Source organism: Caulobacter sp. FWC26, from assembly GCF_002742645.2.
Lineage (GTDB): Bacteria > Pseudomonadota > Alphaproteobacteria > Caulobacterales > Caulobacteraceae > Caulobacter.
The window spans coordinates 1,389,925-1,402,162 of record NZ_CP033875.1 but is presented as its reverse complement, the minus strand read 5'-3'; the positions used below and the strand labels follow the sequence as shown (position 1 = coordinate 1,402,162).

10 protein-coding genes are annotated in these 12,238 nt (G+C 67.2%); 1 reads left to right on the top strand and 9 read right to left on the bottom strand.

Annotation, left to right across the window (positions count from 1 at the left end; genetic code table 11):
- Positions 1-308: 308 nt before the first annotated feature.
- From CSW63_RS08140 to CSW63_RS23505, 4 genes are all read right to left on the bottom strand, one after another.
- Positions 309-2,612, bottom strand: a complete 2,304-nt coding sequence (locus CSW63_RS08140) for a glycoside hydrolase family 3 N-terminal domain-containing protein (RefSeq protein ID WP_168193625.1) — start codon at positions 2,610-2,612, stop codon at positions 309-311.
- A 71-nt stretch (positions 2,613-2,683) separates the two neighbouring features.
- Positions 2,684-4,030 carry a dicarboxylate/amino acid:cation symporter gene (locus tag CSW63_RS08135; protein ID WP_062093753.1) on the bottom strand — a complete coding sequence of 449 codons (1,347 nt, stop codon included), beginning with the start codon at positions 4,028-4,030 and terminating at the stop codon, positions 2,684-2,686.
- Positions 4,031-4,234: 204 nt separating this feature from the next.
- Positions 4,235-5,590: a sugar MFS transporter gene (locus CSW63_RS08130; protein ID WP_062093752.1), complete on the bottom strand. Its 1,356-nt coding sequence runs from the start codon at positions 5,588-5,590 to the stop codon at positions 4,235-4,237.
- A complete protein-coding gene (locus tag CSW63_RS23505; protein WP_197425222.1) occupies positions 5,587-5,631 on the bottom strand; it encodes a hypothetical protein in 45 nt (14 codons plus the stop codon). The genes CSW63_RS08130 and CSW63_RS23505 overlap by 4 nt, the downstream gene beginning before the upstream one ends.
- A 170-nt stretch (positions 5,632-5,801) precedes the next feature.
- Between CSW63_RS23505 and CSW63_RS23345 the strand changes: the two genes are divergently transcribed.
- On the top strand, positions 5,802-5,969 hold the full coding sequence (locus CSW63_RS23345) for a hypothetical protein (RefSeq protein ID WP_156447732.1): 168 nt from the start codon (positions 5,802-5,804) through the stop codon (positions 5,967-5,969).
- Here CSW63_RS23345 and CSW63_RS08125 read toward each other — a convergent pair.
- The 5 genes from CSW63_RS08125 to chrA form a co-directional block, all read right to left on the bottom strand.
- Complete coding sequence (locus CSW63_RS08125; protein WP_082749323.1) at positions 5,939-7,894, bottom strand: hypothetical protein; 1,956 nt, start codon at positions 7,892-7,894, stop codon at positions 5,939-5,941. The two genes, CSW63_RS23345 and CSW63_RS08125, sit on opposite strands and share 31 nt — an antisense overlap.
- Positions 7,895-7,962: 68 nt before the next feature.
- Positions 7,963-8,406: a GtrA family protein gene (locus CSW63_RS08120; protein ID WP_082749322.1), complete on the bottom strand. Its 444-nt coding sequence runs from the start codon at positions 8,404-8,406 to the stop codon at positions 7,963-7,965.
- Positions 8,403-9,902: an NAD(P)/FAD-dependent oxidoreductase gene (locus tag CSW63_RS08115; protein WP_062093751.1), complete on the bottom strand. Its 1,500-nt coding sequence runs from the start codon at positions 9,900-9,902 to the stop codon at positions 8,403-8,405. Before CSW63_RS08115 ends, CSW63_RS08120 begins: the two co-directional genes overlap by 4 nt.
- Before the next feature lie 246 nt (positions 9,903-10,148).
- Positions 10,149-10,874 carry a phasin PhaH gene (phaH, locus tag CSW63_RS08110; protein WP_062093750.1) on the bottom strand — a complete coding sequence of 242 codons (726 nt, stop codon included), beginning with the start codon at positions 10,872-10,874 and terminating at the stop codon, positions 10,149-10,151.
- Between the two features lie 83 nt (positions 10,875-10,957).
- Positions 10,958-12,238 (bottom strand): chromate efflux transporter, encoded by a 1,281-nt coding sequence (gene chrA, locus CSW63_RS08105; RefSeq protein WP_062093749.1) that lies wholly within the window; start codon positions 12,236-12,238, stop codon positions 10,958-10,960.

The window sequence follows — 12,238 nt, the reverse complement described above, 5'->3', positions numbered from 1 at the left end:
CGAGCGCCTAATATAGCCAGACCACGGCTACGTCGCGGTAACCATATTTCCTTTCCAACACCTTTCAACGAGACACGCGGCCGCAGATCAACTTTGCCGCCGCCCGCGCCGAAGAACCTCTCCGCAGAAAGGTCCCGCACTTCAAAAAACCCTTTCAGGTCAATGCATCACGGGATTAAAAGCCTCGACGAAGCCTGGACCTGCCATCGTCAAATCTGTTGACGCAGAACTAATATTCGCGGCGCGCGCAGACCTTCTGGACCCGCCCGGTCGGCTGAAATCCGGGTTCGATTAAGATTTCGATTCGGCTAAGCGCGTTCGGCTGGCGCCAGTTCGAAGCTCGCCGACAGGCCATCGGTCGCTGAATTGGCCACCCAGACGTCGAAAACGCCCGGCTCGGCCGTCCAGTAGTCGTTGTCACCCACGAACATCAGGTTCTCGCGCTTGAGCTCGAAGCGCACTTCGCGCTCGGCGCCCGGCGCCAGCGAGATCCGCTGGAAACCCTTCAGTTCCCGCACCGGACGGGTCCGGCTGGCGACCCGGTCCCGAATGTAGAGCTGGATAACGTGATCCCCGTGAACCTGTCCGGCGTTCCGTACGCGGGCGCTGACATGCAACGTGTCACTCCAGGCCAGCTTCGTGGCGCTCAGTTTCAGGTCGGACAAAACGAACGGGGCGTAACCTAGGCCGAACCCGAACGGATAGAGCGCGTCGTTGCGGATGGAACGCCAGCGCGCCTTGTATTCCTGCGCGTTCGCATCCGTAGGCGCGGGGCGCCCGGTGGTCCGGCTGTTGTAGAAGAAGGGCTGCTGACCGCTGTCGATCGGGAAGCTGACCGGCAGCCGTCCCGAGGGATTGACGGTCCCGAACAGCACGTCCGCCACCGCATTGCCCATCTCGCTGCCCAGGAACCAGGTCGCCAGGATCGCAGGAGCATCGCGAACGACGCCCTCGAGCGCGATAGCGCGCCCGTGCCGTAACAGCACGACGACGGGTTTGCCGGTGGCCGCGACGGCCTCGGCAAGGCGCTGCTGAACCGGCGGAATCCGGATGTCGGTTCTAGACTTGGCCTCGCCCGTCATGTCCTGGCTCTCGCCGACCGCCAGCAGCACGATGTCGGCCGCTTGGGCCGCGGCGACCGCGCGTTCGAACCCGCCGGCCAGGGTGGTCTCGACCTCGCAGCCGCGCTCGACGATCAGACTGGCCGGATCGGCCAGTTGCGCCCGCAGTCCCGTAGCAAGATCCACGTTCAGGCGGCGGTCGGCAAAGAAGCCGCCCCAGGCGCCCAAAACGTTGTCCCGGTCGTCGGCGAAGGGTCCGATCAGCGCGAGGCGCTTTCCCGCCTTGGGGAGCGGCAGCAGGTTCTGTTCGTTCTTCAACAGCACGATCGACCGGGCGCCGGACTCGCGACTGAGCGCCCGCATCGCCGGGGTGGCGGTGCGTTTGGCCTCGGCTTCGGGGTCGAGGGACCGATACGGGTTGTCGAAGAGGCCGATCGCCTCCTTCAGCGCCAGCACCCGTCGAACCGCCTGGTCCACGACCTCGACGGGGACCGCACCCGACGTGACCAGCTCCGGCAGGTAGCGGATGTAGAGCCCGCTCTGCATGCTGATATCGATGCCCGCCAGAATGGCCAGCCGGGCGGCGTCGCGATCATCGGCCGCGTAACCGTGCGCCACCAGTTCCTGGTCGGCGGTGTAGTCCGAGATGACGACCCCCTTGAAGCCCCACTCGCCGCGCAGCACGTCGGTCAGCAGGCGGCGGTTGGCGGTCGCCGGGACGCCGTTAATGTCGTTGAACGCCGACATCGTCGTCAGGGCCCCGGCGGCGAACGACGCCTGGAACGGCGGCAGATGCGTCTCGCGAAGGCTGGCCTCGGAGAGCTCCACAGAATTGTACTCCAAGCCGGCCATCACCGCGCCATAGCCGGCGAAGTGCTTGGGCGTGGCCAGCATGCTGTCGTCGGCCTTGAGATCCTTGCCCTGGAAGCCACGCACGCGGGCGGCGGCCATGACCTCGCCCAGATAGACGTCCTCGCCCGCGCCTTCGGCGACACGCCCCCAACGTTGGTCGCGCGCCACGTCGACCATCGGCGCGAACGTCCAGTGCAGGCCCGAGGCCGAGGCTTCGACCGCCGCCGCCCGAGCCGTCCGCTCGGCCAGATGCGGATCAAAGCTGGCCGCCTCGGCCAGCGGGATAGGATAGACGGTGCGGAAGCCGTGAATGACGTCGGCGGCGAATAGCAGCGGGATCTTCAGACGCGATCCTTCGACCGCCGCTCTCTGGGTCTCAAGCCCGGCCTGGGCGCCGACGCCGTTCATCAGGGTCCCGATCCGCCCCGCCTTGACCTCGGCCGTCAGCGTCTGGGCGTTACGGATGTTGACCAGCGGATTCATGTCGCCGATCGGCGGACGGATCATGTCGGCGAAGCACGAAAGCTGGCCAGCCTTCTCCTCAAGCGTCATCTGGGCCAGCAGCGCCTCGACGCGCCCAGAGGCCCGGGCGAAAGCCGGGGGCGCCGTCACCGCCAGACCCGCCAACGCGGCCGCGCCAGACAAGAATCCGCGTCGGCTGGGCCCCGCAGGGCCGCCGGTCTTCGTCTTCAAGGCCATGGAATCCCCCGGGGACGCTTCACGAGGCGCGCAAACTCGCCGCTAAAGCGCCACCACGCAACCGCGCTCGCCTATTCGGCCGCGTGCAGCGCTGCGTCGGCCGCAACGTCCGGGGCGTTGTAGGCGTCCAGGTCCAGGATGCCTTCGCGCTTGGCGACCAAGGTCGGGACCAGCGCCTGGCCCGCGACGTTCACCGCCGTACGCCCCATATCGAGGATCGGATCGATCGCCAGCAGGAGCCCCGCCCCTTCCAGCGGCAGCCCCAGGGTGGACAGCGTCAGGGTCAGCATCACTGTCGCGCCGGTCAGGCCCGCGGTCGCCGCCGAGCCGATGACCGAGACGAACACAATCAGCAGATAGTCCGACCAGGCCAGATGCACGCCGAAGAACTGCGCGACGAAGATCGCCGCGATGGCGGGATAGATAGCCGCGCAGCCGTCCATCTTGGTGGTCGCGCCCAGGGGCACGGCAAAGGCGGCGTAGGCGCGCGGCACGCCCAGACGCGTCTCCGTCACGGTCTCGGTCACGGGCAGCGTGCCCACAGACGAGCGCGACACGAAGCCCAGCTGAATCGCCGGCCAGGCTCCTTGAAAGAAGCGGACGGGATTCAGCCCGTTCAGCGCCAGCAGGCTCGGATAGACGACCAGCAAAACCAGGCCCAGTCCGGCGTAGATGGCCCCGGTGAAGGCGCCCAGCTGCCCCAGGGTCGTCCAGCCGTACTGGGCGACGGCGTTGCCGAACAGGCCGACCGTGCCGATCGGCGTCAGGCGGATAACCCACCACAGCACCTTGCGAACAATGGCCAGGGCCGAGGCGTTGAATTTCAGGAACGCCTCGCCCGCCTCCCCGACCTTGAGGGCCGCGACGCCGGTGACGAGCGAGATCACCACGATCTGCAGGACGTTGAACGACAGCGAGGTGCTGGCCGCGCCCGCGTCGGAAATCTTGGTCGAGGCCGCCAGCCCCAGGATGTTCACTGGCACGAGGCCGGTCAGGAAATCGAGCCACGAGCCGTGCGTCTTCGGGGCCTTGGCGGCGGCGGCGTCCAGGCTGGCGTGCAGGCCGGGTTGCAGGATCAGGCCCAGCGCGATCCCGATCACCACCGCGATCAGGGCCGTGACCGCGAACCAGAACAGCGTCCGCCACACCAGGCGGGCGGCGTTCTGCATCTGGGCGATGTTGGCGATGCTGGCGACGATCGCCGTGAAGACCAACGGCGGGACTAGAACCCGCAGCAGCTGGACGAAGATCTGTCCCACTTGGTGCAGGGTCTCGGCCAGGGCGTAGCCGCCCTGCCCCTCGGCCGGCCCGAGGTTACGGGCCAGAAGCCCCAGGGCCAGGCCCGCGACCATGGCGATCAGGACCTGTGCTCCGAAGCCGCTGATGAAGCGGCTGCTCTTGGCTTGTGCTGCGGCCATGACGTTCCTCGGCGATCGTAAGCCGGCAATGTCGTGTTGTGCGCTGGGATTTACGAGTGAGGTTTTTCGGGGGGCGGCCCCAGGAAAACTGAAGCGCCTAAAAACGCGGCGACCGCGCTCCGCGCCGGGCGACCTCCGGCGCAAAAAGAACCCCGGGAGGACAAACCTCCCGGGGGCGCTTGCAGGGCAGTTTCGGGCGAAAGGCTAGTGGCCGCCGGCCACGCCCTCCTGAATCTCGTGGGTCGGGGCCTTCTTGGCGACCAAGGCGAACCACAGAACATAGACGTAGCAGGCCAGCGGCGCGGCGAAGCCCATTGCCATGGACCCGGTCATTTCCTCGATCTTGGCGAAGGCCAGCGGCAGGAAGGCGCCGCCGACGATGGCCATGCACAGCAGGCCCGAGGTCGCCGAGGTCGGCGCCGACGAACGCTGCAGCGTCAGGGTGAAGATGGTCGGGAACATGATCGAGTTGAACAGGCCGATCAGCAGGGCCGCGAAGGCCGGGATCAGTCCCGACGTCACCGGCGCCGAGGCCAGCAGCAGGTTCACGGTTCCGGCGTGGGCGCTGGGCGTCATGTCCTTGGTCAGGATGACGACCATGCAGAGGGCGATCGCGCCAACGGCGACGACGGCCAGCATGATGTAATCCTTGATCGTCTTCAGCAGGGCCGAGCCCGCGAACCGCCCGATCATGGCGAAGACCATGTAGAAGGTGGTCAGCTTGCCAGCCTGCTCGGACGAGATATCGAGAATGTGCGCCTGTTCCAGGAACAGCAGCAGGTGCAGCGAGATCGCCACTTCCGCGCCGACATAGAGGAAGATGCCGATCGCGCCGAGGTTGGCCCACTTGGAGGTCAGGGCCGTGAACGGGTTGACCAGCTGGCCGGTCTTGGGGGCGGCGTCGGTGATCTTCTGGCGGACCATGAAGATCAGCAGGATGAACAGCGCCAGGCCCAGACCAATGGCCAGATAGACGTTGCTGACGAAGCCCAGCGCCTGTTCGCGCATGGCGTCGGTGATGACGACGTCCTTCTTGAAGATGTCGCCTTTCAGCAGGAAGTTCGCGCCGAACCACAGGCCGCAGGCCGCGCCCAGCGAGTTGAAGGCCTGCGAGAGGTTCAGGCGGAACGAGGACTCCTCGGGCTTGCCCATCGAGGCGATCAGCGGATTGGCCGCGACCTGCAGCAGAGTGACGCCCGAAGCCATCACGAACAGGCCGACTAGGAAGACGCCGAAGACGTGAAGCTTGGCCGCGGCGATGGCGATGAAGCAGCCGGCGACGATGCCGCCCAGGCCGACCATCACCGAGCGGGCGTAGCCCAGCTTGGAGAGAAACGCCGCCGAGGGCAGCGACATGATCCCATAGGCGATGAAGAAGGCGAAGCCCGTCAGGCTGGCCTCAACCGGCGTCAGGGTGAAGACCGTCTTCATGGTCTTCAGCAGCGGATCGAGCAGATTGGTGACCAGCGCCCAGATGAAGAAGAGGCAGGTCACGTAGACGACGGCAAGTTTGACACCCCCGCCCTTGGTCGTGGCCTTGGCGATCGCGGCGTCGGTCATTGGCCGACACCTCCGAGGTTCAACGTCAGCACCGCAATCACTGCACCACTCCCTAGTGACGATATGTCAGATCCGTCTTCGCGCGGATGCCGCATTCACCGGAAACGTGACAACGTTGTCAACCATATGCGTTGATTTTCCCGGTTTTCAGCCCGCCAGCCGGGAACCCGCAGACCCTGTTTCGCCTTGATCAAGCGAACGGGAGACCACCATGTCGGTACTGGCGATCCTTGCGATTTCGAGCGTTTTCGTGCTGGCCGCGATCGTCGGCCTGGCTGATGCGCTCGTGCATTTCATCTGCTGGAGCGCAAGCCGCCTGACCGCGCGCCGCTCGCGTCCGGAGTCGGTTCAAGCGCCTCGGCACGGAATCACCGCGTAACGCCGCGCCGTTCTCCAGCGCCGGCCCGAGGCGTCGGAGAGGTCTTCGACATAAGGCGCTTTTGGTGACCAGGTGCGAGCGCTCAGACGCGGGTCCAGCGCCCCCTCCCCGTCCCACAGCGGTGAGACGATCCACGCCGGGGCGTCGGGCGCCTCGCAGAACGCGCGCACCTTCCTCGGTTCGGGCCGTGGCGGCTTCAGAGAGTCCAAGGTCAGCGGGCGAATCCAGTCGCGTCCTGCCAGCCCTGAGGCTTCGAGCCGCGCCACCCGGTCGTGCAGGGCCATCGCCAGCGGTCGCGAGAACACGATACCGGCGCTCTGCACCTTGCTGCCCCAACTGGGGCGCCCCGCCAGAACCCAGGGCTCGACATCACCGGCCAGCCAGAGAATATCGCCGGACTTCGACGCGATGATCGACATCAAGGCCGGGTCTCGACCCAAGTCCCGCTGGCGGACATAGGCCGATCGGTCGTCCCATAGCAGGGCGACGAGAAGCCCGATCACGAGCAGGCCGGCCAGGCGCATCGTTCGGACAGGCGCGGTCCACGACCGCGCCATCCACAGCCCAAGCACGGCCACGATAAGCAGGGTCGGCAGGTCGCTGCTCCACACCAGCCCGTGGCTGAAGGGCCAGGTGTCGGGCAGACGGGCGAGAGTTTGGCCCAAGGCAAAAGTCCGCAGCGCCGCATAGCTCAGCAGAGCCACGCCCAAAACGCCGACCGCGATCGCTCCGTAAAGTCTCGGCCGCGACAGGCGCGCCCGGTCGGCGAGCAGCCAGAACACCAGCCCAATCGGCCCGGCCAGCAATCCAAGGTCGCCGATGTTGCGAAACATCCAGCCCATGCCCAGAAAAGCCAGTCCGATCAGGCCGGCCGCGCCCCTCCTCGGGGCCGCGATGCAGACCAAGGCAAGGCTGATGGCGGACAGCACCGCCATGGGCTCGAGCGTGCGCCACGTCTGGGCCTGCAGGAAAAGCAGCAGCGAGAAACGATCGCCGAGCAGTGCGGCGGCGGCCACTCCGGCCAGTCCGGCCGCCAGCGCGGCCAACGCCAGCCGTCGGGGCGCGCCGGTCAGCAGCGACGCGGCCGCCGCGAGCGTGCAGGCCTGTACGGCGATCCGCCCCCAGGTCTCCGCGCTCCAGAGCGAGGGAAACAGGATCGGACTGCGCGTCTCGACGATCGCGCGCCAGGCTGGATCCATGACCGTGACGATGCGGTCGGCCAAGGGCAGGCGAAGCAGTCCGGCGAAGGTGAAAACGCCGAGCGCCGCCAAGCCCGCCCATAGCCAGCGGCGATCCTCCAGGGCGACCGCCAGCCCGATAACGGCGGCGGCGCACAGGCCCATGATCGGATGGAACAGCATGGCCAGCCCACAGGCGCACAGGCCCAGGATTCGCCGACCCGACAGATAGCCGGCCATGCCTAGCAGACCCACAGCTTCAGCCAGTCCGCGCGGCGTGGCGTAAGGCTCGCCAAAGCCGATGACGTTCATCGCGCCATAGAGGGGCGGCAGGATCGCGGCGAAGACCAGAGCGACCCATCGCTCGCCTGGTGAGCGGTCGGCCAGGAGGCGTTCGATCAACAAGACGAGGGCCGCGAACCAGGCGAGCAGCGTCACGACGACGATCGCCAGGGTCGCGCCGGACAGGCCCAGGATCGCGATCAGCCGGGCCAGCAGCGGTGTATAGAGGCTGAACCCGAACTGGCCGTCGTGGACGAAGATCAGGTCCTGACCGACGCCGGCGGGGTCCAGCTTGGCCAGGGCGTCACCGACATAGAGGCGGCCGTCGTGGTGGACGCCCGAAAACGGACGGCTGAGCAGAAAGAGGCCAAACGCCGCCAGCCAGCCGAGCCAGCGGCTGTCGGCGAAGCGCGCCAGAGCGGGCCGCCCAGATTGGGAACCGGTTTCAGCGCCAGTTACGCTCATAACCTACGACTCAAAGCCTGCGTGTCGGGTTCGCTGGCTCCATCGGAAACCGACAGGCTCTGAGCGGTTCACGACGCAGCGATGTCGGTGCGCGGCGCGCGGAACAGCAGCGCCCGACGGACGGTGAAGTTGAACAGGAAGACGAAGCAGGCCGTGGGCCCCTTGGCGGCGGCGGGCGCCATGCCGAACGCCTCGACCCAGACCATCATCAGGCCCTGGGTCAGCAGCAGGCCGGCGAGGCCCACGCCGAGAAAGCCGGTGAACTCGCGCCAGCGCTCGGCGATCGGACGATGGGCGAAGACCATCCGGATCGACAGGGCGTAGGCGACGCCGATGCCGGCGCAGAAGCCGACGCCCGAGGCGACCAGATAGTCGACGCCCATCCAGGTCAACAGGACCAGAAGCCCCCAGTCGACCGCCAGCGCCGCAGCGCTGGCCATGCCATAGAGGATCAGCTCGCGCAGGCCCACCGGCAGGAGGCGCCAGATCGGTCCGGCCAGGGTGAAAATCATGCGGCGACCTTGGTCGGCACGGCCCGCTCGCTGCGCAGGGCCTCGCGGGCGCCCGAGACACCGGCCTCGCCGTACTCGGCGTCCTCGTTGACTTCCCAGACGTCGTGGATGATCTCGCCGGCGATGATGTTCTCGGCCGTCAGCAGGCCGGTCATCATGGCGTGGTCCTGGTTGTTGTACTTGTGCATGCCGTTGCGGCCCACGAGGTGCAGGCCCGGGAAGTGCATCTTCAGGTCCAGCCGGACCATCTTCACGTGCTCGGCATAGGCGTCGTCATAGACCGGATAGGCCTTGTGCTGGCGCACGACGCAGGCGTCGTAGACGTCGGCGGGCTCCATCAGGCCGATCTTGCCGATCTCGCGCTTGGCCTGGGTGATCAGGTCCTCGTCAGAGGTTGTCCAGAGACCGTCGCCTTCGAAGCAGAAGTATTCCAGGCCCAGGCACGTCGAGACGCCGTCCGGGATCATCTCCGGCGACCACGAGCGGAAGTTCTGCACACGGCCGACCTTCACCGACGGGTCATGGATATAGATCCAGTTGTCGGGCAGCTCTTTCTGCGGCTTGCCGATCAGGACCACGGTGATGAAGTCGCGATACATCAGCTCGCCGGCATGGAAGACGCTGATCGGCGTGGGGCTGATCGACTGCATCAGCTCGCGGATCGGCGCAGACGAGACCACCTCGTTGGCCGTGTAGATCTCCCTGCGGCCGTCGGCGCAGGTCACCGCGACGGTCCAGATCTTGGCCATCTTGTCGTAGTGCAGGCCGTCGACCTTGCGGCCCATCCGGACGTCGCCGCCGAGGGCCATCACCTTGTCGGCGCAGGCCTCCCACATCATGCCGGGGCCCTTGCGGGGATAGCGGAAGCTCTCGATCAGGGTCTTGGGTCCGCCCTCGGCGGCCTTGCCGCGCAGGCCGAGCGAGCGCTTGACGCCGTCGATGATCGCCGCGCCCAGGTCCAGGCCCTTGATCCGCTGGCTGGCCCAGTCGGCCGAGATCTCGTCGCAGCTCATACCCCACACCTTTTCGGTGTAGGTCTTGAAGAAGATCGAAAACAGCTTCTCGCCGAATTGGTTGCGCACCCACTGGTGGAAGGTGGTCGGGTTCTCGATCGGGTTCAGCTTGGCCCAGCCGAACGAGGCCATGCACTTGGTGGCCGTCCAGACGCCCAGATTGGCCAGGGCCTCGAAAGCCTTCAGCGGATAGGCGTAGAACTTCTCGCGGTAATAGATCCGCGACAGGCGCGGCCGGTCGATGAAATCGTCGGGCAGGATCTCGTTCCAGAGGTCGACGATCTCCTTGCTCTTGGAGAAGAACCGGTGACCGCCGATGTCGAACTTGAACCCCTTGTAGTCGACGGTCCGGCTGATTCCGCCGACATAGGTCGGGTCCATCTCCAGCACGGTCACGCCGCGCCCGGCCTTGGCCAGGGTATAGGCGGTCGTCAGGCCGGCCGGACCGGCCCCGATCACCAGGGTTTCCACGTGCTGCCCCATGCGCCCCTCCAGTCCCATTCCAGAACAGTATGGTCGGTGATGGTTAAGGCGGCGTACCTGTGCGTGGTGAATCCCGGTTAATCGCCTGGCCGAGGCGATTGGTCGCGGGCCACGGGCGACGACAAGGGAGTCTCCCTTCCCCTGCGTGGTGAAGGGCTGGGGATGCGATGACTGCTGAGGAGGCGATCCTGTCCTCGCCTCGCTCCGCGCTCGCGCTGCTTCCCCGGAGAGGGAAGAGGGTTGCGGTTAGGCCTGCGCCGGCTCGGCGAAGCGCTTGGCCTGGGCGATCCAGGCGTCGCGTTCGGCGCGGCCTTTCAGGCCGAGGAGTTGGTCGATAGAGGCCAATTCGTCGGGCGTCCAGGCGGCGATCTGGCTGAAGCGCGTCACGCCGAGTTCGGCCAAGGACGCCGCCAGCTTGGGACCGATCCCGACCAGACGGGTCAGGTCGTCACCGACCGACTCCATCACTTCGACCGCCTTAACCGTCTCGGCTTCGACTTCCGCTTCGGCCACCGGTTCAACGACCAACGCCTCGAGCGCGATCGGCGACACCTCGGTCGCTTCGGACGCCTCAAAAGGCGACGCCAGGGTTTCGTCGGCCGCGCCAATCTCTTCGACCGGCTCGGCTGCCACAGCAACGGCGGCCTCGATCGGAGCCAAAATGGTCTCCGCCACGGCCTCGACGACCTCGGAGGTCTCCGTCATCGCCTCGACGACCGGTTCGGCCGCCGCCTCCAGAACCGTTTCAGGCTCGACCGGCGCCACGGGCTCCGGCGCCAGGGCCATCAGCGCTTCGAGGTTCACCGCCTCGCGCCAGCGCGAGGCCCACCACCAATAGGCCGCGCCGGCGGCTGCAGCGCCGCCAAACATCAACCACAGAGGCGAGGCCGCGCCCACCGCCACGCGGGGCGCGGTTTCGGGCTCGACCTTGTCGACCGGGTACTCAGGGAGAAAGCTGAAGAGGGAAACCATGGCGCGCTCCTGGCAACCGCGATTTATTGCGGTGCAACATAACACGGAATTCGCGTTCGCAAGCGCAAAAAACTAACCTAGCGTCAATTGAATCCGATCACCCGCAGAAGAACCGCCGCGCCCATCGTCACGGCGATCATCGCCAGCATGGGCAGCCGCATAGCAAACGTCAGGCCCAGGGCCAGGAGCACAAGGCCCAAAGCGCCGGGATTCACCGCGCCGAGGTCGGGAACGAGCAGCCGCAGGGGGCCGGCCTCGACGGTTCGCCCGCTCCGGAACAGCAGATGGATCGTAAACCACAGCGCCAACTGACCGATGACGCCTACAGCCGCCGCCGACACCATCGCCAGCGCCCGTCCGGGCCTAGGTTGACGTCCCCACCGCTCGATCCAGGGTCCGCCCGCGAAGATCCACAGGAACGACGGCGCGAAGGTGGTCCAGGCCGCCATCAACCCGCCCAGCGCCGCCAGCAGCCAGGCGCTGTCGGGCGGCGCGGCCTGGAAGGCGCCGACGAAACCGACGAACACGAACACCAGAACCAGGGGGCCCGGCGTCGTCTCGGCCAAGCCCAGCCCGTCCAGCATCTGGCTCGCCGACAGCCAGCCAAAGCCCGCCGCCGCCTGTCCCAGATAGGCCAGGGCCGCATAGGCGCCGCCGAAGCTGATCGCCGCCAGCCCGCCGAAGGTCAGGCCCATCCAGGCCAGGGTCGAGCCCGGCGCGATCGCCCAGGCCAGGGCGATCGGCGCCAGCCAGGCCGCCAGGCAGACCAGGGCCATGCGCACGCCGCCCAGCCTCACGGGCGCGACAGGGACACCGGCCGCCTGCCCTTTCCCGCCGAGGAGCCATCCCACCGCGCCGGCCGCCAGGATCACCAAGGGGAACGGCAGAAGGGTGAACGCCGTCAGGGCGAAGGCGCCGATCGCCACGGCCGCTGACACGCGGTCCTTTACGGTTCTCTGGCCGATCCGGAGCAGCGCCTGAACGACCAAGGCCACCACTGCGGCCTTCAGGCCCAGCAGGACCGGACCGGCCCAGGCGGAGCGGCCATGGGTGACGTACAGCGCCGAGAGTCCCAGGATCACCGCCAGGCCCGGCAGGACGAACAGCAGGCCCGCCGCCAGCCCGCCCCGGACGCCGTGCAGCCGCCAGCCCAGCCAGGTCGCCAGCTGCTGCGCCTCAGGGCCGGGCAGGAGCATGCAGAAGCTCAGGGCGCGGCTGAAATCGTCGTCGTCGACCCAACCGCGCGTCTCAACCACCTCGCGGTGCAGCAGCGCGATCTGGCCCGCCGGACCGCCGAACCCGAGTACCCCCACCTTCAGCCAGACCGGCAACGCTTGGGCGAAGGTCGGCCCGGCCCGCGCCAT